The 23,029-nt window shown below is 67.4% G+C and carries 33 protein-coding genes; 18 read left to right on the forward strand and 15 right to left on the reverse strand.

Going from position 1 to position 23,029, the window contains the following annotated elements; translation table 11 throughout:
* Nucleotides 1-6: 6 nt before the first annotated feature.
* Nucleotides 7-270, reverse strand: coding sequence for a type II toxin-antitoxin system RelE/ParE family toxin (locus tag AB1411_03855; GenBank protein MEW6542727.1), 264 nt, complete (start codon nucleotides 268-270; stop codon nucleotides 7-9).
* Entirely contained in the window at nucleotides 254-556 is a 303-nt protein-coding gene (locus AB1411_03860) for a ribbon-helix-helix domain-containing protein (GenBank protein MEW6542728.1), read from the reverse strand. The genes AB1411_03855 and AB1411_03860 overlap by 17 nt, the downstream gene beginning before the upstream one ends.
* A 110-nt stretch (nucleotides 557-666) precedes the next feature.
* Here AB1411_03860 and AB1411_03865 point away from each other — a divergent pair, with 110 nt between their 5' ends.
* Nucleotides 667-2,361 carry a tetratricopeptide repeat protein gene (locus tag AB1411_03865; GenBank protein MEW6542729.1) on the forward strand — a complete coding sequence of 565 codons (1,695 nt, stop codon included), beginning with the start codon at nucleotides 667-669 and terminating at the stop codon, nucleotides 2,359-2,361.
* Between the two features lie 12 nt (nucleotides 2,362-2,373).
* Here AB1411_03865 and AB1411_03870 read toward each other — a convergent pair whose 3' ends face one another.
* Complete coding sequence (locus tag AB1411_03870; GenBank protein MEW6542730.1) at nucleotides 2,374-3,336, reverse strand: threonine/serine dehydratase; 963 nt, start codon at nucleotides 3,334-3,336, stop codon at nucleotides 2,374-2,376.
* 205 nt (nucleotides 3,337-3,541) lie between these two features.
* On the opposite strand from AB1411_03870, the gene AB1411_03875 reads away from it, so the two are divergent.
* Together AB1411_03875 and bamE are read left to right on the forward strand one after the other, a co-directional pair.
* The gene (locus AB1411_03875; protein MEW6542731.1) at nucleotides 3,542-4,699 is read left to right on the forward strand and encodes a pyridoxal phosphate-dependent aminotransferase; all 1,158 of its coding nucleotides are present in this window, start codon (nucleotides 3,542-3,544) and stop codon (nucleotides 4,697-4,699) included.
* A 126-nt stretch (nucleotides 4,700-4,825) separates the two neighbouring features.
* Entirely contained in the window at nucleotides 4,826-5,308 is a 483-nt protein-coding gene (gene bamE, locus AB1411_03880; GenBank protein ID MEW6542732.1) for an outer membrane protein assembly factor BamE, read from the forward strand.
* Nucleotides 5,309-5,340: 32 nt separating this feature from the next.
* Here bamE and smbP read toward each other — a convergent pair whose 3' ends face one another.
* Nucleotides 5,341-5,712, reverse strand: coding sequence for a small metal-binding protein SmbP (gene smbP, locus AB1411_03885; GenBank protein ID MEW6542733.1), 372 nt, complete (start codon nucleotides 5,710-5,712; stop codon nucleotides 5,341-5,343).
* A gap of 23 nt (nucleotides 5,713-5,735) precedes the next feature.
* On the reverse strand, nucleotides 5,736-6,122 hold the full coding sequence (locus tag AB1411_03890) for a hypothetical protein (GenBank protein ID MEW6542734.1): 387 nt from the start codon (nucleotides 6,120-6,122) through the stop codon (nucleotides 5,736-5,738).
* 143 nt (nucleotides 6,123-6,265) lie between these two features.
* On the opposite strand from AB1411_03890, the gene AB1411_03895 reads away from it, so the two are divergent.
* From AB1411_03895 to AB1411_03910, 4 genes are all read left to right on the forward strand, one after another.
* Nucleotides 6,266-7,258 carry a hypothetical protein gene (locus AB1411_03895; GenBank protein MEW6542735.1) on the forward strand — a complete coding sequence of 331 codons (993 nt, stop codon included), beginning with the start codon at nucleotides 6,266-6,268 and terminating at the stop codon, nucleotides 7,256-7,258.
* Nucleotides 7,259-7,402: 144 nt separating this feature from the next.
* Nucleotides 7,403-7,576 carry a hypothetical protein gene (locus AB1411_03900; GenBank protein MEW6542736.1) on the forward strand — a complete coding sequence of 58 codons (174 nt, stop codon included), beginning with the start codon at nucleotides 7,403-7,405 and terminating at the stop codon, nucleotides 7,574-7,576.
* Between the two features lie 132 nt (nucleotides 7,577-7,708).
* Entirely contained in the window at nucleotides 7,709-7,969 is a 261-nt protein-coding gene (locus AB1411_03905) for a DUF5676 family membrane protein (GenBank protein ID MEW6542737.1), read from the forward strand.
* 30 nt (nucleotides 7,970-7,999) lie between these two features.
* A complete protein-coding gene (locus AB1411_03910; GenBank protein MEW6542738.1) occupies nucleotides 8,000-8,725 on the forward strand; it encodes a hypothetical protein in 726 nt (241 codons plus the stop codon).
* Here AB1411_03910 and AB1411_03915 read toward each other — a convergent pair.
* From AB1411_03915 to leuC, 3 genes are all read right to left on the reverse strand, one after another.
* Nucleotides 8,722-9,543 (reverse strand): alpha/beta fold hydrolase, encoded by an 822-nt coding sequence (locus AB1411_03915; protein ID MEW6542739.1) that lies wholly within the window; start codon nucleotides 9,541-9,543, stop codon nucleotides 8,722-8,724. The two genes, AB1411_03910 and AB1411_03915, sit on opposite strands and share 4 nt — an antisense overlap.
* A gap of 19 nt (nucleotides 9,544-9,562) precedes the next feature.
* On the reverse strand, nucleotides 9,563-10,180 hold the full coding sequence (leuD, locus tag AB1411_03920) for a 3-isopropylmalate dehydratase small subunit (protein ID MEW6542740.1): 618 nt from the start codon (nucleotides 10,178-10,180) through the stop codon (nucleotides 9,563-9,565).
* Between the two features lie 101 nt (nucleotides 10,181-10,281).
* On the reverse strand, nucleotides 10,282-11,685 hold the full coding sequence (gene leuC / locus AB1411_03925) for a 3-isopropylmalate dehydratase large subunit (GenBank protein MEW6542741.1): 1,404 nt from the start codon (nucleotides 11,683-11,685) through the stop codon (nucleotides 10,282-10,284).
* Between the two features lie 132 nt (nucleotides 11,686-11,817).
* Here leuC and AB1411_03930 point away from each other — a divergent pair, with 132 nt between their 5' ends.
* Both AB1411_03930 and AB1411_03935 read left to right on the forward strand, forming a co-directional pair.
* Nucleotides 11,818-12,006, forward strand: a complete 189-nt coding sequence (locus tag AB1411_03930) for a hypothetical protein (protein MEW6542742.1) — start codon at nucleotides 11,818-11,820, stop codon at nucleotides 12,004-12,006.
* A gap of 172 nt (nucleotides 12,007-12,178) precedes the next feature.
* The gene (locus AB1411_03935) at nucleotides 12,179-12,925 is read left to right on the forward strand and encodes a hypothetical protein (GenBank protein MEW6542743.1); all 747 of its coding nucleotides are present in this window, start codon (nucleotides 12,179-12,181) and stop codon (nucleotides 12,923-12,925) included.
* 187 nt (nucleotides 12,926-13,112) lie between these two features.
* Here the strand turns inward: AB1411_03935 and AB1411_03940 are convergent, their stop codons facing one another.
* On the reverse strand, nucleotides 13,113-13,727 hold the full coding sequence (locus AB1411_03940; protein ID MEW6542744.1) for a CBS domain-containing protein: 615 nt from the start codon (nucleotides 13,725-13,727) through the stop codon (nucleotides 13,113-13,115).
* Between the two features lie 92 nt (nucleotides 13,728-13,819).
* On the opposite strand from AB1411_03940, the gene AB1411_03945 reads away from it, so the two are divergent.
* Nucleotides 13,820-14,296 (forward strand): MEKHLA domain-containing protein, encoded by a 477-nt coding sequence (locus tag AB1411_03945; protein MEW6542745.1) that lies wholly within the window; start codon nucleotides 13,820-13,822, stop codon nucleotides 14,294-14,296.
* 42 nt (nucleotides 14,297-14,338) lie between these two features.
* Here AB1411_03945 and AB1411_03950 read toward each other — a convergent pair whose 3' ends face one another.
* Together AB1411_03950 and AB1411_03955 are read right to left on the reverse strand one after the other, a co-directional pair.
* Nucleotides 14,339-15,058, reverse strand: a complete 720-nt coding sequence (locus tag AB1411_03950; GenBank protein MEW6542746.1) for a hypothetical protein — start codon at nucleotides 15,056-15,058, stop codon at nucleotides 14,339-14,341.
* 269 nt (nucleotides 15,059-15,327) lie between these two features.
* Nucleotides 15,328-15,819: a hypothetical protein gene (locus AB1411_03955; GenBank protein ID MEW6542747.1), complete on the reverse strand. Its 492-nt coding sequence runs from the start codon at nucleotides 15,817-15,819 to the stop codon at nucleotides 15,328-15,330.
* A gap of 182 nt (nucleotides 15,820-16,001) precedes the next feature.
* Between AB1411_03955 and AB1411_03960 the strand changes: the two genes are divergently transcribed.
* Genes AB1411_03960 through AB1411_03975 form a run of 4 tightly spaced genes read left to right on the forward strand, consistent with a single transcriptional unit; the run spans nucleotide 16,002 to nucleotide 17,506 of the window.
* Nucleotides 16,002-16,130, forward strand: coding sequence for a hypothetical protein (locus tag AB1411_03960; GenBank protein ID MEW6542748.1), 129 nt, complete (start codon nucleotides 16,002-16,004; stop codon nucleotides 16,128-16,130).
* The gene (locus tag AB1411_03965; GenBank protein MEW6542749.1) at nucleotides 16,102-16,593 is read left to right on the forward strand and encodes a DUF2569 domain-containing protein; all 492 of its coding nucleotides are present in this window, start codon (nucleotides 16,102-16,104) and stop codon (nucleotides 16,591-16,593) included. The genes AB1411_03960 and AB1411_03965 overlap by 29 nt, the downstream gene beginning before the upstream one ends.
* On the forward strand, nucleotides 16,590-17,294 hold the full coding sequence (locus tag AB1411_03970) for a class I SAM-dependent methyltransferase (protein MEW6542750.1): 705 nt from the start codon (nucleotides 16,590-16,592) through the stop codon (nucleotides 17,292-17,294). The genes AB1411_03965 and AB1411_03970 overlap by 4 nt, the downstream gene beginning before the upstream one ends.
* Complete coding sequence (locus tag AB1411_03975; GenBank protein ID MEW6542751.1) at nucleotides 17,291-17,506, forward strand: hypothetical protein; 216 nt, start codon at nucleotides 17,291-17,293, stop codon at nucleotides 17,504-17,506. The genes AB1411_03970 and AB1411_03975 overlap by 4 nt, the downstream gene beginning before the upstream one ends.
* On the opposite strand, the gene AB1411_03980 is transcribed toward AB1411_03975, so the two are convergent.
* Nucleotides 17,469-18,647, reverse strand: coding sequence for a RuBisCO large subunit C-terminal-like domain-containing protein (locus AB1411_03980; protein MEW6542752.1), 1,179 nt, complete (start codon nucleotides 18,645-18,647; stop codon nucleotides 17,469-17,471). The two genes, AB1411_03975 and AB1411_03980, sit on opposite strands and share 38 nt — an antisense overlap.
* Nucleotides 18,648-18,718: 71 nt before the next feature.
* Between AB1411_03980 and AB1411_03985 the strand changes: the two genes are divergently transcribed.
* From AB1411_03985 to AB1411_04000, 4 genes are all read left to right on the forward strand, one after another.
* Complete coding sequence (locus tag AB1411_03985) at nucleotides 18,719-19,609, forward strand: hypothetical protein (GenBank protein MEW6542753.1); 891 nt, start codon at nucleotides 18,719-18,721, stop codon at nucleotides 19,607-19,609.
* Nucleotides 19,606-19,923 (forward strand): hypothetical protein, encoded by a 318-nt coding sequence (locus AB1411_03990; protein MEW6542754.1) that lies wholly within the window; start codon nucleotides 19,606-19,608, stop codon nucleotides 19,921-19,923. Before AB1411_03985 ends, AB1411_03990 begins: the two co-directional genes overlap by 4 nt.
* 76 nt (nucleotides 19,924-19,999) lie before the next feature.
* Entirely contained in the window at nucleotides 20,000-20,773 is a 774-nt protein-coding gene (xth, locus tag AB1411_03995; GenBank protein ID MEW6542755.1) for an exodeoxyribonuclease III, read from the forward strand.
* 38 nt (nucleotides 20,774-20,811) lie between these two features.
* Entirely contained in the window at nucleotides 20,812-21,384 is a 573-nt protein-coding gene (locus AB1411_04000; GenBank protein MEW6542756.1) for a hypothetical protein, read from the forward strand.
* Between the two features lie 64 nt (nucleotides 21,385-21,448).
* Here AB1411_04000 and AB1411_04005 read toward each other — a convergent pair whose 3' ends face one another.
* The 3 genes from AB1411_04005 to AB1411_04015 all read right to left on the reverse strand — a co-directional run bounded on the left by AB1411_04005 (nucleotide 21,449) and on the right by AB1411_04015 (nucleotide 23,027).
* Nucleotides 21,449-21,637, reverse strand: coding sequence for a hypothetical protein (locus AB1411_04005; GenBank protein MEW6542757.1), 189 nt, complete (start codon nucleotides 21,635-21,637; stop codon nucleotides 21,449-21,451).
* A 123-nt stretch (nucleotides 21,638-21,760) separates the two neighbouring features.
* Nucleotides 21,761-22,072, reverse strand: coding sequence for a transcriptional regulator (locus tag AB1411_04010; protein MEW6542758.1), 312 nt, complete (start codon nucleotides 22,070-22,072; stop codon nucleotides 21,761-21,763).
* 40 nt (nucleotides 22,073-22,112) lie between these two features.
* Nucleotides 22,113-23,027, reverse strand: a complete 915-nt coding sequence (locus tag AB1411_04015; protein ID MEW6542759.1) for a cation diffusion facilitator family transporter — start codon at nucleotides 23,025-23,027, stop codon at nucleotides 22,113-22,115.
* Nucleotides 23,028-23,029: the final 2 nt, after the last annotated feature.

Raw genomic sequence — 23,029 nt, forward strand, 5'->3', positions numbered from 1 at the left:
CCGAGGCTATTTTCGATACACCTCTCTTCGATGCCCTACTTTGACCACCTCGACGATCCGCTGTCCATCGTCCACCGCATAGACCACGCGGTAGTCGCCTTGCCGAATCCGATAGCGATCCTCACCCGACAGTTTTTCACAGCCCGGCGGCCGCGGGTTGGTGGCCAATGCTTTGATTCGGTCTGCGACCCGTCGGAGGGCTTCTGTGGGAAGGGACCGTAACTCCCGCTCGGCGGACTTCTTCAGCAGGACGCTATAGGAGCCCGTCACGCTTCAGGTCCTCGAGCGCCTTCTCGAACGGACGGCTGGGCTCCTTGCGGCGTTTCTCGAACGCTTCAAGGTCCTCGGCGTCCTCCCTGAGCAGCTCGATCACGGCCTCGTTGACGAGCTCGGAAATCGTCCGGTCGGTTTCGGCCGCCTTGACCTTCAACGCCCGGTACACCTTGGGCTTCAGATAGACGGTGGTTCTCGCGTCGTTCGGCATGTTCCCCTTCACGATGACTTGATGGCAGGACATCATAGCATCACCAGAGAGCCGGGCCAAGACCGATCGCATGGCCTTCCCCTCCTCATCAGGGGAAGGAGCGAGGCTCCGCCGCGGGCTCTTTACTTTTCCGCCGGAAATGCCTAGCATCGGCTCCTCTTTTCCGTCGAGGGGAGCCGGACATGAATCGGGCGGAGCGGCGGCGGCAGGCCAAGCTTCAGGGGGGCGCGGGACCGTCGCGCGGGACGCCCGACGTCCAGTCCGCCCTCCAAGATGCCATCTCGTTCCACAGGGCCGGCCGTCACCTGGAAGCCGAGTCCCTCTACAAGCAGATCCTTGAGGCCCATCCGCGCCATGCGGAGGCCTTGCACCTCTCGGGCATCCTGGCCTACCAGACCGGCCAGCTCGACAAGGCCGTTCAGCTCCTCTCGCAAGCGATCCAGCAGGACTCGGGCAAGGCTCCCTATTTCTACAACCTCGGCGTCGTCCTGCAGAAGCAGGGCAAGCTGGAGGAGGCTTCTTCGGCCTATCTCAAGGCCCTGGCTCTGAACCCCCGTTACGTGGAGGCGCAGAGCAACCTCGGCACGGTCCTGATGGAGCAGGACCGGTGGGCGGAGGCGGCGGCCCGGTACGAGAAGCTGCTGGCTTTGAAGCCGGACTATGTCGAAGCCCACAATAACCTGGGCGTGGTGCTCAAGGAGTTGGGACGGACGGAGGAAGCGGTAGCTTCCTACCGGCGGGCGCTGGCCCTCAAGCCGGACCATGTGGAAGCCCACTGTAACCTGGGCACCGCCCTCCTGGACGACGACAAGCCGGACGAGGCGGTCGCCTCCTTCGAGCGGGCGCTGGCCCTCAAGCCCGATTACGTCAAGGCTCACTACAACCTGGCCTTCGCCTATCTCCGGCAGCACCACCTCGACCGGGCCCTGGCCTCTCTGCGCAAGTCAGCCGACCTGAAGTACAACCACGGCCGGCCCGTGCCGGACCAGCTCGTCTACAAGTCCCGGCTCAAGCACGACGCCGAGCAGGTCCAGTATCTGCTGGATCGAGGGGTGCTCCCTCAGGGCTACATCCTCTACCTGGAGGCCTTGAAGCAGTTGAGGCAGCGCGCCGCTCGGCAACCTGGCTCAGGGACCCGTGTCGCCCTCGGCCGGGACGAACTGCGGGACATCGCCCCCTCCTTCAACCGCATCCTCCACTACGCCGACTGTCCCGCCCTGCCGGGCGGGGCCGTGAATCCGGCGCTGAACAGGGCGGAGATCGAGGCGCGCTACAACGCGTCCCACCCGGAGGTCACGTACGTTGACGGGCTGCTCACGGACGAGGCCCTGCAATCGCTCCGCAAGTTTTGCCTGGAGTCCACGATCTGGAAGCGGGACTATGAGAACGGCTATGTCGGGGCTTTTTTCGGCGACGGGTTCGCCTGTCCGCTCCTTCTCCAGGTCGCGGAGGAGCTGCGGGAGCGGTTCCCGGGGATCTTCAAGGATCACCCGCTGCTGCAGAGCTGGGCCTTCAAGTGCGACAGCGAGATGAAGGCCTTGAACATGCACGCCGACGCGGCGGCCGTGAACGTGAACTTCTGGATCACGCCGGACGAGGCCAACCTGGACCAGGAGAGCGGGGGGCTGATCGTCTGGGACAAGGAAGCGCCGAAGGAGTGGAACTTCAAGGAGTACAACAGCACGAGGAACGAGCCCAAGGTGCGGGAGTTCCTGCGCGCGAGCGGCGCGAAGGCGGTCCGCGTTCCCTACCGGCAGAACCGGGCCATCGTCTTCAACTCGGACCTCTTCCACGAGTCGGACGTGATCCGCTTCCGGGAGGGCTACGAGCACCGCCGGATCAACGTGACCCTGCTCTACGGCCGGCGGGGGACGTAAGAGAAGCGGTCGCTAGGCTCTGCCGCCCCGGACGGCTTCGAAGAATGTCGAGAAGTTCACGTTCCCGCCGGTCACGATCACCCCGACCCTCTTTCCGATCAGCGCCGGCTCCCGCCGTAGGAGCGGGGCCAGGGCCACAGCGCTCGACGGCTCGATGATGAGCTTGAGCCGCTCGAAGGCGAAGCGCATGGCGGCGACGATCTCCTCCTCCTCGATCGTGAAAAAGCCGGCCAGGTGCTGCCGCAGGATCGGGAGCGTCACGTCGCCCAGGCTCGTCTTCAGCCCCTCCGCCAGCGTGTTGGGTGCGGGCATCGGCACGATCCGGTTCTCGCGGACCGAATGGAGGGCATCCAGCGCGCCGGTCGGCTCGCAGGCATAGACCCGGATGGACGGGTTGAGCCCGTGGGCCGCGATACAGGTGCCGGAAAGGAGCCCGCCCCCGCCCACCGGTGCGAGGACCAGGTCCAGATCGGGCACGGAGGAGAAGAATTCCAGCATGACGGTCCCCTGTCCCTTGATGACCTGGGGATCGTTGAAGGGATGGATGTACACCCCGTCCAACTCGACGAGCAGGGCCGGCAGCTTGCGCTCGGCTTCCAGATGATTGGCGGCCTCGTGGATCGTCGCTCCGTAGCCCAGCACCGCCTGCCGTTTCGTCGGATTGGTGAGGCCGCCGGTCAGGATGTGGGCCTGGCGGCCGAGGAGCTTGCAAGCCAGCGCGACCCCCTGTGCATGGTTGCCGGATGAGATCGTCACGACCGGTTTGCCCTGCTGCTCCGGCGGCAACGTCGAGATCGCGTGGTAGGCCCCCCGAAACTTGAACGCGCCGACGCGCTGGAAATTCTCGCACTTCAAGAACACCGAGGCGCCGGAGGCCGCGTCGAGCTGGCGGCCGGTGAAGACGGGCGTCGCGTGGGCGACGCCGTGCAGGCGCTCGGCCGCCCGGCGGATGTCGGCGAGGGTGATCGCGTCCATGGCAGGCGCCAGTTGTAGCACGGGCCCACTCGGAGTTCCAGGTGTCCGACCCGATTGACCGGCCGGGCCACGGTTCCGAGGTTTCCTGCTATACTCCCGATCAGTTGAACTCCTCCGTTGTGGCGTGAGTCTTGTCGCATGGGCACGATGGGTTCTGGAGAGAACCGACATTGGAGGGATAGAATGGTGCGCGAGGACGTGCAGCATGGTGCATGACGGCAATCAGCGGCTGGCGAGGCTGGCCCAGTCCGAGATCCGGGCCATGACCATCGCCTGCGAGAGGGTCAAGGGCATCAACCTAGCCCAGGGGGTGTGCGACACGCCCGTGCCCGCGCCGGTGGTGCAGGGGGCGGAGCGGGCCATGGAGAAGGGCTTGAACACCTACACCCGCTACGACGGGCTGCCGGAGTTGCGCCAGGCCCTCGCCCGCAAGCTGGCCGCCTACAACGGCATCGCCGCTGACCCGGAGACGGAGATCACGGTCAGCGCCGGCGCGACCGGCTCCTTCCACTGCGCCTGCCTGGCCCTGCTCAATCCCGGGGACGAGGTCATCCTCTTCGAGCCCTTCTACGCCTACCACGTCAGCGCGCTGGTCGCGGTGGAGGCGGTGCCCAAGACCGTTCCGACGCACGCGCCGGACTGGACCTTCTCGTTCCAGGACCTGGAGCGGGCGGTGACGGACAGGACCAGGGCCATCGTGGTCAATACGCCGGGGAATCCCTCGGGCAAAGTCTTCAGCCGGGACGAGCTGCAGGGCATCGCGGACCTGGCCCGCTGCCACAACTTGTTCGTCTTCACGGACGAGATCTACGAGTACTTCCTGTTCGACGGCCGCCAGCACGTCAGCCTGGCGACGCTGCCGGGCATGGCCGAGCGAACGGTCACGATCGGGGGCTACTCGAAGACTTTCAGCATCACCGGCTGGCGGATCGGCTACAGTGTCGCGCAGGCCAAGTGGGCCCAGATGATCGGGGCGATGAACGACCTCCTCTACGTCTGCGCGCCCACGCCGCTCCAGTACGGCGTCGCGGCGGGGATCACCGAGCTCGGCCGGTCCTTCTACGAGGGGCTGGCGAGGGACTATCAGGACAAGCGGGACCGGTTCTGCCGGGCGCTGACGAAAGCCGGGTTGCCTCCCTCCGTTCCGCAGGGGGCCTATTACGTGCTGGCGGACGTGTCGCGCCTCCCCGGCGCGACCGGCAAGGAGCGGGCGATGGCCCTGCTCGAACAAACCGGCGTGGCCGGCGTGCCGGGCGAGGCCTTCTTTCAGGGCGACACGGGCAACCGGTTCATCCGGCTCTGTTTCGCGAAGACGGACGCGGACCTGGAGGAGGCCTGCCGACGGATCGAACGGCTCGATTAGCGGCGAGCGGCTGATCGGCGGCAAGGAACGGCAAGGGACGGACTCCGCCGAACGGACCGCCCTGCTTTGGTTTGCATTCCCGAACCGGTTCCCCTACCATAGGCCCGCGTTGAGGGGGAGGTCGCCATGGTGCGTCGCGTGAGTCTGGGGCTCTGCTGGCTGCTGCTGGCCGGGTGCGTCTCGCTCGGCAACGAGAAGATCGCCGACGAAGCGACGGTGGGCCGGGTCAAGGTCGGCGAGACCACCAGGGAGCAGGTCCTGGCCATGCTGGGCGAGCCGGACGAGCGGCGGCGCGCCGAGCTGGCGGATTATTCGCAAGAATGGTGGGCCTACCAGTACGAAGCCTCGCAGTTCAATCCCCTCGAATACCTGCTCATCGTCGGCTTGTTCTACAGCGGAATCGGCACGCCGGACAGCCGGACGGAGCTGCACGTCTTCTTCGACCAGAACGGGGTCGTGCGGAGCCTGGTTCGTCAAGCCACGGTCTACGACATGGGCGCCCCGTTCATCCCGCCGACCCTCACGAGCCGGGTGACGACGGCGGTGCCCTTTGCTGGCGCGCCGGGCGGCTCCGTCAGCTTCCAGTCAGAATTGGACCGCCGGTACTGACGGGACACGGGACGGGCCCGGTCGGTTCGCGGTCAATACCCGTCGCTCGATGACGCCTCGGCTTGTGGCTTCGCCGCCTGCGAGAGGTGCGTCACTGCCTCCTCCGCCGCCTTGGTTGCTTCCTCCCCGTGTCCAGCCATGCCGTGCTCGATCGCCTGGTTGAGCTTCTTGATCCCTTGAGCCAGATGCGGGCTCTTGGTTTCGGTCCGAGCCGCCTCGGCGTGCGTGAGGGCCTCGCGGGCCTGCGTGACCAGGGCGTCTGGATAGCCCTGCCGGCCTTGCGCGGCCGCGGCCTGCGCATGTTCGACGGCCTGGGGCACGTGCTGGCCCTCGGCCGCGGCGCCGGATGACAGCAAGACGACGAATCCCAGTGCGGCCACGACCATTCTGGTTTCCGGTTTCATGACGTCCCCTCCCGTGGTGAGCGTTACGCACCCTCCAGCTCGACGACCCGGCGCTTTCCGTCTTCATCGGCCTGAATCGTCATCCGGATGGCTGTGCCTGGACGGAGCCGGCGGAAGAAGTCCATCATGCCGGGGTTGCGCGGGTAGACGAGCAACTGCGGCTCGGAAGGGACGGGCACCCACCGGCCTCCGTCGTAGACGTGGGTCCAGAGGATCCAGATGGCGGGATCGTAGGTGTCGAAGGTGAGCAACCGACCGGCGATCAAAGTCGGCGTCTCGAAGCGCATGGACGGGACGATGTCGCCGGACGGTTCGGGTGGTTCCAGGGTCGGAGCGTCCTGCGCGAAGCCGGGGCTTGCCGCCAGCAGAATCCCGGCCAGAAAGAGCGATAGGCTCGCCACCCGGACCATGGACGATTATAGCACCGGCCCTCCGGGAAGCGTTCCACGGGCTCACGGAAGCCGACCACCCGTGGCCGGCGCGCGACCTCGCGGGGTGCGGGGGCGAGGCGATTGCATTCCCCTTGCGGTTTTCCTAGGATGGGAAACGCGTCATGAAGCTGGTGAAGCTCGTCAACGCCAGGGCCGGCGAAGCGCTCGCGATGCTCCGGGCCATGCGCCGGGTGGCCACTCTGGACGGGACCAAGCCGCTGACCGGACCCAGTCGCTCGTCCTTGCAAGGCGTGTCCCGGTACGCCTTCGGCCTCAAGGGCGAGGTGGACGTGGACGGGCTCGCTTCGATCGCGCCGGCGGAGCTGGCGGCGGCTCTGCCCGATCCCGCACTGGCCGAGTGGGCCGCGCGGTTCCTCGCGGTGACGGCGCTCGTGGACGGGGCACTGGACGGAGGGAAGATCGCGCTGGTGCTCGATTATGCGGCCGCGCTCCGGGTGCGGGAGGGCTATCTGGCGCAACTCGGCGCGGCGGCGCGCGGGAATCTGGACTGGGCCCTGGCGGACATGACGCGCCAGAACGTCAAGAGCCTCTGGGATCGGCCGTGGCGCGACGACGAGGACATCATGGCCTTGATCCTGCCGTACAAAGGCGACCGGGCCGATCCGGCCCTGGTCGCCCGGCACGAGGCCCTCGGCTCCCTGCCGCCCGGCACGTTCGGCCGGGCCTACTGGGAGATCTACAAGAAGAACGGCTACGCCTTTCCCGGCGATCCGAACGGGGTCAACGCGGCCTTCGCCCGCCCCCACGACTCCACGCACGTCCTCAGCGGCTACGACACGACGCCGCAGGGGGAAATCCTCGTCTCCACCTTCACGGCCGGCATGCATCCCAAGCTGCCGCTGGAGGGGCACATCCTGCCGGTGATCTTCAGTTGGCACCTGGGGATCGAGATCAACGAGTTCGCCGGCTCGGCCAGGGGGGCGCTGGATCCGGAGAAGTTCTGGGTGGCCTGGGCGCGCGGCGCCGCGGTCTCGGCGGATCTCTTCGCGCCGGAGTGGGATTTCTGGTCGGTGGCGGGAGAGCCGGTCGAGTCGGTGCGGAAGCGTTACCACGTCCCGGCGCTCGACCCGCGGCACGCCGCCGGCGGGCACTGACGGCCTCCTCTCCGGCCATCCTCCCTCGGTCTGCAGACTGTTCTTGCACAGATCGGGTTCGGGGCGTAGGCTAGTCCTGTCGGGCATGACCTCCTCGTGAGACTCCGGACAGCCGTTCATCCTGGTCGGAATGGAGGTGTCGTCATGGCGGAGCCGGCGTTCAAGCAACGGTTCGGCGGGGAATCGGCCGCTGAGGGAGAACCGCACAGGGAGCCAGCGGAGTGGGAGACCAAGCTCGGGAAGATCATCTTTTATCTCACCTGCGCCCTGAGCCTGTGGTTCTTCTATTGGCTGAACGGGATTCAGTGCCCCTGCTGAGGGGGGTCCGAGGGGCGAGGCGGCGCACCCTCCGAGCTTCTGCCGCGGTTTCGTGACGGGGGCGGATCGGTCCGGCGCTCGTTGCATTCGGCAGACGTTTTCCCTACCATGCCGGCGATCATGGAGCGCGGCGTGATCCGTCCCGTCCCGTTCGCCAACGCGTTGACGATCACCGCCACCGGCCTTTTCGTCTTCCTGATCGTCTTGCGGGACCTCGCTCCCTCGTTCTTCGTGTATTTCTTCAACGCCCAGTTCTTCGGGGCGGACGTCGCCTCCCTCCTGCCGGCTCGGCCCGGCCCGTTGCGACTGATCGCCGACCTGCTCATCATGCTGGTCGGGGCCTGGCTGTTCGGCTACTGCTGGGCCTGGTTCTACAACCGGCTGACCAAGTAGCCGTCCGTTCAACCGGCTGAACCGGTCCCTGTGCGAGAAGAGCGGCTTGGAGGCCTGACCGTCCGGATCACCGGCGGAACAGACGGCAGGGGCGGAGGCGTCGGGCCGGTCGTCGTCCTGCTGCACGGATTCGGGGCGCCGGGCGACGACATGGTCTGGCTTGGGCGGGCGCTGGATGCACCGGCCGGAACCAGGTTCGTCTTCCCCGAGGGGCCGCTCTTCCTGGACCTGGGAATCGTCGAGTCCCACGCCTGGTGGATGATTGATTTGGAGAAGGTGGCCCGCGAGGTGGCGGCGGGGCGACTGCGGGAGCTCTCGCGCGAAGTGCCCCCCGGCCTGACCGAGGCGAGGGAGCGGGTCGTCGCGCTGCTTCGGGACCTCGACCGCCGGGCAGGCGTCAAACCGAGCCAGACCGTGCTCGGAGGATTCTCGCAGGGGGCCATGCTGGCTTGCGACGTGGCCCTGCGCCAGGAGCAGCCGTTCGCCGGGTTGGCGCTGTTGTCGGGCACCCTGCTGGCGAGGGACCAGTGGGAGCCGCTCGCGCGGAGACGGCGGGGCCTGAGGATCTTCCAGAGCCACGGGAGCCAGGACCCGCTTCTGCCGTTCGCCCTCGCCGAGCAGTTGCGCGATCTCTTGACCAGGGCCGGCCTGTCGGTGGAGTGGATCGGCTTCCGGGGCGGGCACGAAATTCCGGAGCCAGTCATCGGCCGGCTCGGCACGTTCCTCAAGAGGATTCTGGGACCGCCCGCCCGCTAGCCGGCCCGCGCCAGCCAGCCCCGCACAGCCGAGAAGAAGGCCTCCGGCTCTTCCACGAACGGGAAATGCCCGCTCCGCTCGAAGATGACCAGCTCGGAGCCGCGGATGCCCTTGTGGAGCCGCTCGGACTGGGACGGCGGGGTGATGAAGTCGTCGCGGCCGGTCGCGATCAGGGTAGGGACTCGGATCCGGTCCAGTCGGGCGACCGTGTCGTACTGCCGCTGCAGCTCCTCCCCGCGCAAGGCGGCGCCGATCGAGAACTGGGTGCGCCGGAACAGTCGCTGGGCGGCCTCGAGGTCGAACGTCGCGTAATAGAGGGGGGCGGTCAGTTGGAAGGCGCGCCGCTGCGCCCGCTCGTCGTCCAGCTTGCCGATCTCGATCGCCGCCAGCATCTCGGGCGTCGCGCCCTTGCGCAGGGCGTTGGCCCGAATTTCCTCCTCAAAGTCCCAGGCCGGAGCCGTGTTCAGCAGGACCAGACGGCTCACCCGCCGCGGATAGCGGAGCGCATACTCCAGCGCGATGAAGCCTCCGTAGGAATGGCCCAGGACGGCGACCCGGTCGAGCTCGAGCGCGGCCCGCAGGGCGTCCGCATCGGCGGCGAACTGCTCGAACGTGAGGGTCGAAAGTGGCGGCCGACCCGAACGGCCGTTGCCGCGCTGGTCGTAGTAGACGAGGCGCAGCCGGTCGCCGAGCGGATCGAGCGCGGGATGCAGGTAGGTATGGTCCAGGCCCAGCCCCCCGTGCATCACCAGGCAAGGAAGGCCGGCTCCGACCTCCAGATAGAAGAGATCGGTGCCGTTGACCGCCGCAATCGGCATAGTGGCGTTCGACCGCGGCTTACCGGTCGGAGAAGAGCCAGGGCGCCTCGGCCTTACGCCGGCGCTCGTAGGCCGTGATGGCCGCTTCGTGCTGGAGGGTGAGCCCGATGGAGTCGAGTCCCTTGAGCAGACAGTCCTTGCGGAAGGGGTCCACATCGAACCGGTAGACCGTCCCGTCCGGCGTCGTCACGGTCTGGGCCGCCAGGTCCACCGTGAGCCGGTAGCCTTCCCGCGCGGCGACCGCATGGAACAAGGCCTGGACCTCTTCCGCCTTCAGGACCACCGGCAGGATCCCGTTCTGGAAGCAGTTGTTGTAGAAGATGTCGGCGAAGCTGGGCGCGATGAGGCACCGGATGCCGTAGTCCAGCAGCGCCCAGGGGGCATGCTCCCGGGAGGACCCGCAGCCGAAGTTGTCGCGCGCGAGCAGGATCGTCGCGCCCCGATAGCGGGGCTGGTTGATGAAGAAGTCCGGGTCCGGCGAGCCGTCCTGCTTCGTCCGCCAGTCCAGGAACAGCCCTTCCTTGAGCCCCGTCCGCTTGATCGTCTTGAGGAACTGCTTCGGGATGATCTGGTCGGTGTCCACGTTGACCCGATCCAGCGGCGCGACCAGCCCGGTCAATGTCGTAAACGGCTCCATGCAAACCCTCGTTAGACGTGAAACGTGAAACGTAAGACGTGAAGTGACTCCAGAAATCCGTTCGTCCTCGTCTCACGTCTTACGTTTGCGTCTCGCGGTTCTTAGGACCAGTGCCGGATGTCCACGAAATGTCCTTCCACCGCCGCGGCGACCGCCATGCCCGGGGAGACCAGGTGCGTGCGGCCCCCCTTCCCCTGCCGCCCCTCGAAGTTCCGGTTGCTGGTGGAGGCGCACCGCTCGCCCGGCTGGAGCACGTCGGCGTTCATGGCCAGGCACATGCTGCAACCCGGTTCCCGCCACTCGAAGCCGGCCTCGCGGAAGATCCGGTCCAGCCCTTCCTCCTCCGCCTGCTTCTTGACGAGCCCCGATCCGGGCACCACCATCGCGTGGACGCTCTTGGCCACCTTCTTGCCCTTGGCGTACCGGGCCGCCAGGCGCAGGTCCTCGATCCGGGAATTGGTGCAGGAGCCGATGAACACCCGGTCGATCGCGATGGCCGTGATCGGGGTGCCGGGCGTCAGGCCCATGTACTCCAGCGCGCGTTCCGCCGCCTGGCGCGACTTCTCGTCCGGCATCTCGCGGGGGTCCGGGACCTTGCCGTCCACGCCCGTCACCATGCCGGGGCTCGTGCCCCAGGTGACCTGGGGAGCGATCCGCTCCGCGCGCAGCTCGATGGTCCTGTCGAACCGGGCGTCCGGCTCGGTGCCGAGCTGGCGCCAGGCCTGCGCCGCCCGTTCGAAGAGATCCCCCTTGGGAGCCAGCGGCCTGCCCTTGACGTAGGCGATCGTCTGCTCGTCCGGCGCGACCATCCCCGCCCGGGCCCCGGCCTCGATGGACATGTTGCAGAGCGTCATCCGTCCCTCCATCGAAAGCGCGCGGATCGCCGAGCCGGCGTACTCGACGACGTAGCCCGTGCCGCCGGCCGTGCCGATCTGTCCGATGATCGCGAGGATGATGTCCTTGGCGGAGCAACGGTCCGGGAGCACCCCTTCCACGCGGACGACCATGGTCTTGGGCCGCTTCTGGAGCAGGCACTGGGTGGCCAGCACGTGCTCGACCTCGCTGGTGCCGATCCCGAAGGCCAGCGCGCCGAACGCCCCGTGGGTGGAGGTGTGCGAGTCCCCGCAGACGATCGTCATGCCCGGCAGCGTGAAGCCCTGCTCGGGCCCGATCACGTGCACGATCCCCTGCCGGACGTCGCTCATCCCGTACAGGGTGATCCCGAACTCCGCGCAGTTTTCCTCCAGCGTCGCCACCTGCTTGGCGCTGACCGGGTCCGTGATGCCGAGGCGCCGGTCGGTGGTGGGCACGTTGTGGTCGGGGACCGCCAGGGTCGCGGCGGGCCGGCGCGGCTTGCGCCCCGCGACGCGCAGCCCTTCGAACGCCTGGGGCGAAGTCACCTCGTGGACCAGGTGCCGGTCAACGTACAGGAGCGTCGTGCCATCCGCCTCCTCCCGCACGACGTGGGCGTCCCAGATCTTGTCGAACAGCGTCTTGCCGGCCATGCACGCTCCTTAGGACCCGCCGCGGTCGGCGGCGGGAGGCTGGATTATAGCAGGCTTGCCCTCCGCTCTGCACCCGCCGCCGAACGGGCCGGCCCGGTAAAGTTTCCGGGAGAATCAGCCGATCCTGACAACATGAGCGAGCCCATCAACGCCGACCTCGTGACCATTCCCCGCTGGACGATCCAGCGGGAACCCCTGGCGCCGGACTGTCCCCGTTGCGGCTCCAGCGTCGTGCGGGTCCTGGCCGACGACCGGCACCAGTTCTTCTGTAGCTGCCAGATTCTGGCGGACCTCTACGTCCCCCGTCACCGGAGCCGCTGACCACGGGGCACGGGGTCCGGCCTGGTTGAAACCCTCGTGCCCGCTCCCCCGCATGCTTCAGCCGACCCGATTGCCCCGCAGCCGGTTTTCCTGTAGGGTGGCGGGGCCGCGGCGCGACCCCGTCGGTTCAGCCGCTCCGTGGCCGGCTATGCGTCCTCTTACGCCACCACCGGTGGGATTCCGGCGACGTTTCCTTCCGTTTTGCGCGGGCGTTGCGCTCCTGTGCCTGCCGGCCGCGGCGGCGGAGGGAGGGGAACAGTTGTCGCTGGGGGAGCGGGTCTTCGGCGCGGACAGCATCGTCGAGGCACGGCTCCCGCTGCACGCGCCGATCCCGAAGCGTTGGCCCAACCAGACCTACGATCCGAAGGGGTGGGCGTTCCCCAAGGAGCTGATCGATCAGGCGCTCAAGGGGGCGCGCATCGAGCGGGTGCTCAAGGCGCCGTCATCCGGCAAGCCCGTGCTGCCCGCGCAACCCTACATCTTCTCGATCGGCTCCCCCTGCTGGTGGATGAGCCACGAGCGGGGGGAAGTGCGGAGCCTGTTCTTCCTGCGACGGGACGGAAGGGGACGTTGGCGCGAGCTCGCGGGGGTGGAGCAGGAGCAGGGCCTGTACAGCGACCTCAACCCGGCGTACGAGGATCTCGTGGCGGCGATCAAGATCGTAGCCGGCTGGCCGGCCCAGGCTCCGGAGGAGGCCAGGGAATCCCAACGGAGGCTGCTCAACGCCAGCCACAACCCCTACCTGCTGCACCTGGCCTCCCTGTACCTGACCAAACATGCGCCGGCCGTGCTCGAAGAGGTCTGGGGCAAGCCCGGCTCCCCGGAGCGCAGACAGTATGAGAAGCTGGCGACCGAGCCGGCGCCGAAGAATTCCTGTGTTCCGGCTTTACCTGGTGATTTGCGGGAAAAGATCCCGTGAGACTACAGGGCGCTCAAAAAGGCCATCCAGCGAGGCCGCAGGGAGCGAGGACCCCGAGACTATAACCCGTTGCATTTTACAGAGCAACGAGTACCCGCAGATTGGATGAGGGGTTTGACGGGGACCCATTGCATGGCTTTGTGCAATGGGTGGCGAGAACAAAGCTGGAGCCTTTTTCAGCGCCCTGTCAGGTCCAGAGTTCGAGCGGCGCGTGCGTCATCACGCGGCGCAGGATGTCGCTGATCGTCACGATCCCGACCGGATGGTGCTGGGCGTCGATGATCGGGAGCGCGCTGATCCGCTCGTGCAACATCACGCGGGCCAGCTCGCGAATGTCCGTCGCGGTCGTGGCGGTGAGCACCTCCGTGGACATGATGGCGGAGATCGGATGGGTGAGCGAAGGCGCGTGTCCCGTGGCTTCGAGGAGGCTCGAGAAGCCCAGCAGGTCGCGGTCCGAGGCGATGCCGACGAGGGCGCCGGTCGCGGAGGTCACGGGAAGATGACGGAAGCCCTTGCTCTTCATCAGCGCCCAGGCTTCGGTCAGCGTGGCCTCCGGTCTCACGGTCAGCACCGGGACGCTCATGATGTCCTGGGCGAGTATCGCCGGCTTGCGGGTCTGGGGAGCCTGGCTCTTCTCGTAGGCCATCCGCGCAGCCAGGACGGTGATGTCCAGCCCGGCCTGACCCTGGTGCTGGGGCGGGTCCTGCCCGTAGCGCTGCACGTCGGCGACCTTCGGCTTGCCGGTGACGGACCTGGGCCGATAGGTCTCGACGGCTCCGTTGACGGCGAGCACGACCGGCATGGAGACTCCTCCTCTCGTCTTCCTATCGGCTGGTTCCCGCGAAACCTTGAGGGAAAGCCGGGCAGCCGCTGCCCGAGCCGGGAGGGCGCCGGATGATGGGGGAACAGTGGAACGAACCGCCGGTGGTGGCCTGGTGTCAGCTCCTGCTGGACAGCTTCCGCCGGTGGACGGGCCGCGAGTTGATCGAGCGAACCGGTCCGGCCGAGACCCAGGCGGCGGCGCTCTTCCATGCCCCGTTCGTCCTGGTCTCCCACGGGACCGGGACGGACCCGGTCCTGAATTATGGGAACCGGGCGGCGCTGGACCTCTGGGAGATGGACTGGGAGCGGTTCACCCGCACGCCGTCGCGGTTCACGGCCGAGCCGGTCAACCAGGCCGAACGGGCGCGGATGCTCGCCAAGGCCGCTGCGCGGGGCGTCATTCACGATTATCGGGGGGTGCGGATTTCCGGCAGCGGGCGCCGCTTTCTCGTGGAAGACGCGGTCGTTTGGAACGTGACGGACGCCGAGGGAACGAAGCGGGGCCAGGCGGCCACGTTCTCGAAGTGGAAACTTCTAGATGAACCGTGACGGGTGATGGGCGGTGGACGGCGGATCGGGCTGCCGGCCCGCTCAATGGAGCCGCTTGAGGACCGTGTCGGTGCCCTGCTCCCGCCAGACCATCCGGTTGCGACTCAGCTCCACGATCTCGTAGACGCGCGCGAGCTGGGTCCCGGACAGCATGTCCAGCCCCGGCACCGCCGCGCCTCCCGGGACCATGCCGACGCCGACCATGCCGTTGATCAGGATCTTGATGTGCCGCTGGTCCGGGAACGTGTAGCCGGCGGAGAGCCGCCGGATCAGCACGGTTCCGTCCTTGAAAAACTCCCAGGTCTGGCTGTTCCCGTCCTCCCACTGTCCGAGGACGAGGGTTTCGGGGTTGCCGTCCACCGGCCCGGACGAGGCGCCGGGTTCGGCGCCGACCGGCACGAAGTAGGCGTTTGATCCCTGCACGGAGCGGATGGCGGTTCCCGCGATCGTCATCGGGCCCCTGGCCGTGTCGAGCTGGATTTCCCCGCCGCGGACGGTCACGGTGCCGGCGAAGAGGGACCCGCGGTCCAGGGTCATGCCGGCGGGAGACAGGGCGCGCAGGCGGACGGCCTCGATCTGGCGCGTCCCGAACGCCGTCTCGATGGTCAGGGTCCCGCCCGTGATACGGCCCTCGACCAATCGCCCGTCAGCCGTGGCGATCCGCACGGGCGGATTCTCGGACTGGGGGCTCCGCATCGCCACGGTGGCGACCAGGATCACCAGCAAGCCGAGGAGGAGCCACGAAAAGCTGAGCCGACGCATCGCCAGATCTCCCGACAGAAGAAACGTCAGTCTTTATGTCGGTTGCCTGTCCCATAACCTTGAGCGGATTTTGGCGATCCCGTCGCGCCCTGCCGCTGCGGGGTTGGACTGCGGAGCGAGGCCGCGCCATCAGGGCGTCCAGCCGAAGCGGGAAGCATTCGGAAACTCAAAGAGTTGCCGTTCGGCGCCACGTACGCCTGCTTGCCGGAGGCCTTCTACGCGCTGGTCCCGCCGGCGCCCCGGCAGAGCGGCGTTCCCCGCTCAACTCGTCAACCGGGCCTCGACAGGCAATCTGGGCAGAGCCCGCGGCTGAACTGCGTTCCCGAGTGCTCTTCCAGGTAGAGCTCCAGTTGCTTCCAGTACCCCCGGTCGTCCCGGACCTTCTTGCAGGAGGAGCAGAGCGGCAGCAGGCTCTCCAGCGCAAGGAGCCGGCCGCGCACCCGCTCGTGGAGCATGGAGAAGACCGCGGCGACGCCGATCGCCAGGACGGCCATGGCGCGGTTGGCGACCGCCATCCAGTAGGGCCCTCCTCCCGGCTCCGACACGTACAGGCCGACGACCGTGAGGATGGTCGCGGCGACGGCCACGGGGAGGAAATAGCGCCGCCCCGGAGTCAACAACGTCAACAAGAGCGGCACCGTATAGAGAACGGGGACCAGAACGCCGACCGGAACGAACATATCAAGGATAAAAATTCCGACGATCAAGAGAGCGATGACGGCCGCCAGCGGCAGGCCCGCCGTGGGCACAGGGTCCTTCATGGCACCTCCTCCCTGAGTAGTGGGGGTGGGTATGAAGCCTATATAGGCAAGGCTTGTAGGCCGATTTTATCCCCTGGTCAAGGGGTTCTTGGCCGGTCGGTTGACTCCTGGAGCGAAATCGGTAAGCTTGCCGGCGGCATGGGACGGGTCGAGCCGGTGGAACTATGAAGCGGAGCAGGGGGATGCGGGGATGGTGGCCGGCTCTGTCGGTCTGGCTGGCGGCACTCGTGCGCGCCCGGTGTCCGCACGGGGTCTGGGTGGAGGAGGAGGCGGAAGCGGGTCATGAAGCGGCGGCACGTTCCTCCTCCTGACACCAAACGGGCCCTCGGGGGGTGGCTGCTGCTCCTCGCGCTGGCTTTCGTCGCTCTGCCGATCCGGCTCCTGCTGTTCATCTGGGAGGACCTGCTGCCGGCCTTTTCCCGGGAAGCCTGGCCGCTCCTCACGACGCCGGGCAGCCCGGCCTACCATCCCCTCAACAAGCCGATCCTGCTGTTTGAGCTGATCGGGAACAGCCTGACCCTGCTGGGCGCGCTGGTCGTCGCCAGCCTGTTTTTTCTGCGACACCGGCGGTTCCCCCTCCTCGGCGTGGTCTTCCTGGCTCTGGCCGTGGCTTTCTATGTCGCGGACTACTTCATCACGCGACAGCTTCCGCTGGTTGCGGAACAGAGCGGGAGCGAGTCGAAGCTGGACCTGATCGGCGCCCTGCTCGTCGGCGTCGCGGTCTCGACCTATCTGCTGGTCTCGAAGCGGGTCAAGGAGACCTTCGTCCGGTGAGGCGCCCCGTTCGTCAGAGAGGCGTCGTCGCCCGTTCCGCCGGTCAGTTCTTCACCCAGTACGACCGGGTCGGCCGCACCTATACGAAGGCGAAGCGATCCGGCCCGCCGCTGGACTACCGGCTGGCCTTCCGGGCGCGACTGCCGCGCTCGCTCAAGGGGAAACGCGCGCTGGACGCCGGCTGCGGCTACGGTCCGGACCTGGCGGATCTCGCGCGCCGAGGCGCCGAAGTCTACGGTATTGATCCGTCCCCGACGATGATCGAGCTGGCTCGTCGGCTCTCCCCGGCCTTCGCGAACCTGTCCGTCCAACGTGTCCGCCGCACCAATTTCCCCGACCGCTTCTTCGACCTCGTCATCAGCATCTACGCCTTCCACAACGAGCCGAACCTGAAGCCCGCCTTCCGGGAGGTCCACCGTATTCTCAAGCCGGGCGGGCTGTTTCTCTACGTCGTCCAGCATCCGCTGTTCGTCTTCCAGGCCAAGCCGACCAAGGTTTACCACGAGCAGGAAGTCTTCAGGTTCGACATCCCCAAGGCCTTCCCGCCGGTGAAGATCAGCCAGCCGTCTCACACCCTCTCGGAGTATTTCAACGATTTCGTGTTGAGCCGGTTCGACGTCCTGGACTTCGCGGAGAGCCGGGACCCGCTGCCCCCCTGGTTCCTCGTCAAGCTCCGCAAACGAGCCTCGGGTCGCCGATGACTTCCACCCGCACCAGGGCTTTCGTCGCCCGGACGGTGGGCATCGTCTGCATCGCGCTGGGGTTCGTGGCCGGGATGCAGGGACTGGACCGGCCGGACTCGCTCTGGATGGGCACCGCGCTGGGCCTGCTGGCGACGGGGATGCTCGCGCAGGGCTACGCGCTCTACTGCACGTTCAAGAGGATGAAGGGGAAGGACGGCCGGGGGCGGTAGCGGAGCGGGCCACCAGGTCCGCGCATTCCCGGCAGCTCCGGACCAGATCGGGGCCGCGCAGGCGGAGGGCTCCGCCGAGCAGCAGCAGCACGTCGTTGCCGTAGAAGCGGCAGAGCTCCGGCACCCGCTCGACCGTCACCCCGCCCCCCACGATCGGCAGGCTCGGCTTGAGCGTGCCGAACCCGTCCCTGAGCCCGCTCGCGATCTCCCGGCACTCTTCCGGCGTGAAGGAGAACCGGCTGCCGTAGGTCGGGAAGATGCAGGCGTCAGCCCCGGCCAGACGCGGCAACCGTCCGAACAGGACGGACGGGGCCAGGCCGCCGGCCTCGTGGGCGACGGAAGGGCCGAGCCAGGCCGGATGCATCACCACGGGCAGGCCCAGGTGCTCGTCGGCGGCCAGCGTCCGCAGCGCGTCCCAGCCGGCAAGGCCGGGCGCGAGCATGAGCCCGCCGGCTCCGGCCCGCTTGGCGGTGCGGGCCCGCTCGCCGACGAGCGGCGCCGGCGCGGTGACGTTGGGGACGTACAGGCACCGCCGGCCGGTCTCCCGACCGGCCCTGGCGACGGCCTCCGCGCAGCGGGCGACCCGTTCCGCGAACGGGGCGAAGGGCTGGTCGGTCAGCACGCTGTCGTCCTTGATGAAGTCCATCCCGCCCAGCGCGAACTGGTAGGCGAGATCGGCCAGCTCCTCCGCGGAGAGGCCGATCGGCTTGACGACCGTGCCGAGCAGCGGCCGGTCCGGCACGCCGAGGAGATCGCGCAGGCCGGCTGTCCCGAAGCGGGGACCGCGCAGCCAGGCGAAGCCGCCGGGCGGAAGGTCCAGGCCGCCCACGCGGACGCCTCGTTTGAGGCTGATGGTCCCGTACGCGACATTGAGGAACTGGGGCAGCTCTCCCGCGACGAGCTCGATCGCGTAGCTGATCGCGGCTTCGAACCGTCCCGAGGGCAACGGTTTGAAGGAGTCCAGACGGCCGACGAGCCGGTCCCGGATCGGCCCCTCCGGGATCGCCGCCTCCGGCAGTTCGACGGTCTGCTCGATGCCGATCGCCGTCGCCAGAGCCCTGGCCTCCCGCTCCGGACCGTCCAGATGGTACCGGACCGTGAACCGCTCGCCGGAAATGCCAAGGGGGTCGGAAGTCGGCATGGGCGCAAGCTAGCACCGGGGCAAAGACCGGTCAACCGGCGATCCGGTATAATGCCGCTGGCGGAGCGACTATGGTCACCTTGCAGATTCCGACGCGCACGATCCTCAATCCCACGGGCGGATACCTGGGCGAGGGATTCACCCACACGATCAACCTGTACCGGGGCTGCGCATTAGGCAACTCCCTCTGCGGCCTCTACTGTTACGCCCAGTGGAATCCCCACCATACGTTGGGACGGGCCTGGGGCTCCTTCTTGGACGCCAAGGCCGGGGTGGTCGAGGCTTACCAGGCCCAGTATGACCGGCTCAAGCAGCCGCGCACCGGCCCTCCCAAGCCCTTGCGCATCTTCATGTCGAGCGTGACCGAGCCCTACCCGCCCCAGGAGCGGGCCGCCCGTCGCACGCGACGTCTGCTGGAGGCGATGCTCGACCGGCCGCCGGATCTGCTCGTGCTCCAATCTCACACGACCCTGGTCGTGGACGACCTGGCCCTGCTCCAGGAGCTGCACCGGAAATGCCAACTCCAGGTGAACATCACGGTCGAGACGGACAAGCCGGCGCTGCCGCCGCCCTTCGCCCGCCACGCCTATACGCCGGCCGAGCGGATCGGGGCGCTGAGAACGTTGCGGGAGGCGGGCCTCTGCACGGTGGCGGCGGTGAGCCCGTTGCTGCCGCTGGACGATCCTCCTCGGTTCGCCCGTGAGCTTGAGCGGGCCGCGGAGCGGGTGGTCCTGGATCACTACTTGATCGGCGACGGGAGCCGGGATGGCCAGCGGACCAAGCAGACCAGGCTGCCGATGTTGCTGGAGGGGGCCGGGTTGATGGCTTGGACCGGCTTGGCACGCTTCGAAGAGGTCGTCGCGATCTTCCGGGAGGTCTTCGGCCGGGAGGAGCGGGTCGGGGTCAGCCGGGCCGGATTCAACCGGGTTCACGACCCCGCGGCCCAGGAGCTGCCCGGATGAGGCGTGAGGCAACGCGGCTGGGGCTCGGCCTCGCCGCCGGCTTGCTCCTGGCCTGCTCGACCTGGCAGGCCGACTACCTGGCGCAGCATGTGGAACGGGCGACGCAGGCTGAAGTGGAGCAGAAACTGGGACGTCCGGTCTTGACGAGGCCGCTCGACGGCGGCGGGACCGAGTGGGTCTATCACGTGTTTCCCCGTTCGCTCTTCGACTATCCCTACCGGGGCCATCCCTACGGGGACGGGTCGTGCGAGGAGTACCTCCTCACCTTCGACCAGCAGGGGATTTTGACCACGTGGCTCAAGCAGGACTGTTAGAAGTAGACCGATGCCGCCGCCTCGCCGTGACCGGGGCGCCTGACTTCGCCCAAGCCCCGTGGTACCATGACGGCCCATGAAGATCGCGACGTTCAACGTCAACTCGCTCCGCAAGCGTCTCCCGCTCGTGCTGGACTGGCTGGCCGGACACCAGCCCGACGTCCTCTGCCTGCAGGAGACCAAGGTGCAGGACGAGGATTTCCCGGCGATGGCGCTGACCGCGGCCGGCTACCACGTCACGTTCCGCGGGATGAAGGCCTACAACGGGGTCGCGGTCCTGACCAGGAAGCAGCCGGAGCAGGCGTTCTACGGGCTGGACGACGGAGGCGAGCCGGACGAGGCGCGCCTCATCCGGATCGTGTATCAGGGGGTGCCGATCATCAACACCTATATCCCGCAGGGGTACCTGATCGAGTCGCCCAAGTACGCCTACAAGCTGGAGTGGTTCAAGCGGCTCCGCCGCTACTTCGACAAGCACCTCTCGCCGAAGAAGCCGGCCGTCTGGTGCGGGGACATGAACGTGGCACCGCGCCCGCTCGACGTGCACAGTCCCGAGAAGCACCTCCAGCACGTCTGCTACCACGAGGACGCCCGCAAGGCCTACCAGGACACGGTCGCCTGGGGCTTCGTGGACGTGTTCCTCAAGCTCTATCCGGACCGGCAGCAGTACACCTTCTGGGATTACCGCCAGCCCAGCTCCCTGGAGGCCAACAAGGGCTGGCGGATCGATCACATCCTGGCGACCAAGCCCCTTGCCGAGAAGGTCGCGGAGGTGGCGGTGGACATCGAGCCCCGCCGCGCGAAGGAGCCCTCCGACCACACCTTTCTCTGGGCGGAGTTCAAGGTTTGACGGATTCGAAGCGTGAACGGACCACGATGAGCCGCCGCTTGAACAGACTGACCGTGTTGCTCCCCTGCCTGCTCCTCTTCGGTTGCGCGAGCGCGGAGAGCTTGTACGACACGGTGATGGGGGCGGGACCCTTGGCTCTGTCAGACGTCCGGGAAGACCAGGCGAAGAACTATCTCGTTGACGCCTTGAACTACTGGCTGGGAAAGCCCAAGGACGAGCGTGTGCGGGTGGTGGGATCGCCGAGCCAGTGTGCTCCGCTCAACACGGCGGAAGAGGTCTGCGAGTGGCGGCAACCGACGCAGCAGGTCCTGTTCACCTACGACAAGGACGGCATCGGTAAGTCGTGGAGCTACCGCGGCGATTACGGCGAGTTCACGAACGCGAATTACCAGTCGGCGCGCCTCCTGCCGGCCTCCTCATCCCGAGCGGCGCAGCAACGGGAAACGGAGTGGGTCCACCCGACCAAAAAGAAAACGGACCTTTCCCAGGACTTTCTGGAATGTCAGAGCGGCCTCCTGCAGAACCCCAACGTCCAGACGGGCAGCAAGTACGCGGTGCAGGTTCAGGCCGAGAAATGCCTCCAAGAAAAGGGATGGGTGCGGGGGCGGTAGCGGACGCCGCCAGGCTGACCCCGGGCGCGAGCCGTCGCGCCGTCTGCAGCCGGACCGCTGCTCCCTATCGCTTCAACGGCAGTGCTTGGGAGAGCTGCCCGGCCGCGCTGCCGACCGGCTCGGCGAGCCGGTCCCGCCGGACGGTCGGGTCCACGATCGCGCCGCAGTTCACGCACCGCCAGACGAACGGATCCTCGAAGAAGTCCGGCACCCACTCCCGCACCATGAATCCCTTGCACCGGCGACATTCCATAGCTCCCTCCTGTTCACGCCGGCCTGAAAGACCGGCCGGACAGGAGGGGATGGTAGCGCCGGAAGATGAAGGGAAGGTTAACCCCGGGTTAAAAGTTTCTAATCAACCGGAGAGCCTGACGGGTTAAGTCCGTTCTTCGATGCCGTACCTGGGCGGGGTGATCGCCTCCCCTTTGCAGCGGGGGCAACGGCTGGGGCGGGTCAGTCTGGTCCGCTCCCGGAAGACGAAGCCGCAGTCCCGGCACCCGGAAGGCTCCAGGAGGAAGCGGCGCGTCCGGTCGTGCGTCAGGGAGCGGACGATGTGCCGGAGATGGTCCTCGACCTGCCGCTCCGGAATGCCTGCGAGCTCGGCCAGCTCGCGGGAGGACCGGAGGGTGCCGGTGATGAGCTGCACGAGCCGCTGACGGACGGTCAACTCGGGCGCGGCCATCGTCACCCCGACCCTCGAAGCTCCATCGCGTGCGCCTTTTCTTCGCCTAGACCACGACCACGCGCGACGTGCTCGGGGCGATCACCACGTGGCTGCCCGGAATCTTCTGCTCCAGGCCGGCCCGCATCGCGTCAATGGATTTCTGCACGTCGCCCATCGTCCGGTCCGGATCGAATTCCAGGAAGATCTCGATGTAGATGTTGGTGCCGGACCGGCGGGAGCGTATGCCGTGAAACGCGACGTACTCGTCGTAGTAGGCCGTCAGCTCCCGGAGGATCACCAACTGTAGCGATTCGTCCAGCGCCCGGTCGAGCAGGTCGGCGGCGTTCTTGGAGACGACGTTATAGATCGAGTTCACGAGGAATCCGCAAAGGACCAGGGAGGCGATCGGGTCGATGTACATGGACCAGGGGTGGTCCTCCATCGCGAGCGTGAGCCCGAGCGCCGCGACCACGCAGACGTTGGCGACGGTCTTGGTCCGGAACAGGTGCCATTGAGACTCCATGACCGGGGACCGGTCATGGCGGGCCACCCGATAGGTCCGCAGCCACCGGATCGTGTTGGCTCCGGTCGCGTAAATGGCCACGAAGAAGCCCAGCTCCACCTGGCGGGCGACGACCGGGTGCCGGAGCCGGTCGACGGCTCCGGACAGCGCCACCACCAGCGAGACGATCATCACCCCTCCGACGATCAGGCTGGAGAAGTTCTCCAGCTTTCCGTAGCCGTACTCGTAGGCCAGGGCCTTGCCCTTGGAGATCCGGCGGATCATCAGCCAGGTCATCCCGCAGGCGAAGGTCTCCCCCAGGTTCCGCAGCAGGTCCGTGAAGATGGTCAGGGAGTTGCTGATGAGGCTCGCCGTGAGCTTCAGCGCGAAGGAGAGAGAGCTGGTCAGGAAGTTGACGCGGACGAACCGCTCCTTGACGCGGTAGGCGCTGGCGAGGGCGGCGAGACGGGACCCCATGG

It is taken from the genome of Nitrospirota bacterium, from assembly GCA_040757595.1.
Lineage (GTDB): Bacteria > Nitrospirota > Nitrospiria > Nitrospirales > Nitrospiraceae > JBFLWP01.

Bases quoted from the DNA above. Each gene is read 5' to 3' on its own strand.
- AB1411_03860 (MEW6542728.1), bottom strand. From the start codon at position 556: ATGCGATCGGTCTTGGCCCGGCTCTCTGGTGATGCTATGATGTCCTGC.
- AB1411_03865 (MEW6542729.1), top strand. From the start codon at position 667: ATGAATCGGGCGGAGCGGCGGCGGCAGGCCAAGCTTCAGGGGGGCGCG.
- AB1411_03870 (MEW6542730.1), bottom strand. From the start codon at position 3,336: ATGGACGCGATCACCCTCGCCGACATCCGCCGGGCGGCCGAGCGCCTG.
- AB1411_03875 (MEW6542731.1), top strand. From the start codon at position 3,542: ATGGTGCATGACGGCAATCAGCGGCTGGCGAGGCTGGCCCAGTCCGAG.
- bamE (MEW6542732.1), top strand. From the start codon at position 4,826: ATGGTGCGTCGCGTGAGTCTGGGGCTCTGCTGGCTGCTGCTGGCCGGG.
- smbP (MEW6542733.1), bottom strand. From the start codon at position 5,712: ATGAAACCGGAAACCAGAATGGTCGTGGCCGCACTGGGATTCGTCGTC.
- AB1411_03890 (MEW6542734.1), bottom strand. From the start codon at position 6,122: ATGGTCCGGGTGGCGAGCCTATCGCTCTTTCTGGCCGGGATTCTGCTG.
- AB1411_03895 (MEW6542735.1), top strand. From the start codon at position 6,266: ATGAAGCTGGTGAAGCTCGTCAACGCCAGGGCCGGCGAAGCGCTCGCG.
- AB1411_03900 (MEW6542736.1), top strand. From the start codon at position 7,403: ATGGCGGAGCCGGCGTTCAAGCAACGGTTCGGCGGGGAATCGGCCGCT.
- AB1411_03915 (MEW6542739.1), bottom strand. From the start codon at position 9,543: ATGCCGATTGCGGCGGTCAACGGCACCGATCTCTTCTATCTGGAGGTC.
- leuD (MEW6542740.1), bottom strand. From the start codon at position 10,180: ATGGAGCCGTTTACGACATTGACCGGGCTGGTCGCGCCGCTGGATCGG.
- leuC (MEW6542741.1), bottom strand. From the start codon at position 11,685: ATGGCCGGCAAGACGCTGTTCGACAAGATCTGGGACGCCCACGTCGTG.
- AB1411_03930 (MEW6542742.1), top strand. From the start codon at position 11,818: ATGAGCGAGCCCATCAACGCCGACCTCGTGACCATTCCCCGCTGGACG.
- AB1411_03940 (MEW6542744.1), bottom strand. From the start codon at position 13,727: ATGCCGGTCGTGCTCGCCGTCAACGGAGCCGTCGAGACCTATCGGCCC.
- AB1411_03945 (MEW6542745.1), top strand. From the start codon at position 13,820: ATGATGGGGGAACAGTGGAACGAACCGCCGGTGGTGGCCTGGTGTCAG.
- AB1411_03950 (MEW6542746.1), bottom strand. From the start codon at position 15,058: ATGCGTCGGCTCAGCTTTTCGTGGCTCCTCCTCGGCTTGCTGGTGATC.
- AB1411_03955 (MEW6542747.1), bottom strand. From the start codon at position 15,819: ATGAAGGACCCTGTGCCCACGGCGGGCCTGCCGCTGGCGGCCGTCATC.
- AB1411_03960 (MEW6542748.1), top strand. From the start codon at position 16,002: ATGCGGGGATGGTGGCCGGCTCTGTCGGTCTGGCTGGCGGCACTCGTG.
- AB1411_03965 (MEW6542749.1), top strand. From the start codon at position 16,102: ATGAAGCGGCGGCACGTTCCTCCTCCTGACACCAAACGGGCCCTCGGG.
- AB1411_03975 (MEW6542751.1), top strand. From the start codon at position 17,291: ATGACTTCCACCCGCACCAGGGCTTTCGTCGCCCGGACGGTGGGCATC.
- AB1411_03980 (MEW6542752.1), bottom strand. From the start codon at position 18,647: ATGCCGACTTCCGACCCCCTTGGCATTTCCGGCGAGCGGTTCACGGTC.
- AB1411_03985 (MEW6542753.1), top strand. From the start codon at position 18,719: ATGGTCACCTTGCAGATTCCGACGCGCACGATCCTCAATCCCACGGGC.
- AB1411_03990 (MEW6542754.1), top strand. From the start codon at position 19,606: ATGAGGCGTGAGGCAACGCGGCTGGGGCTCGGCCTCGCCGCCGGCTTG.
- xth (MEW6542755.1), top strand. From the start codon at position 20,000: ATGAAGATCGCGACGTTCAACGTCAACTCGCTCCGCAAGCGTCTCCCG.
- AB1411_04005 (MEW6542757.1), bottom strand. From the start codon at position 21,637: ATGGAATGTCGCCGGTGCAAGGGATTCATGGTGCGGGAGTGGGTGCCG.
- AB1411_04015 (MEW6542759.1), bottom strand. From the start codon at position 23,027: ATGGGGTCCCGTCTCGCCGCCCTCGCCAGCGCCTACCGCGTCAAGGAG.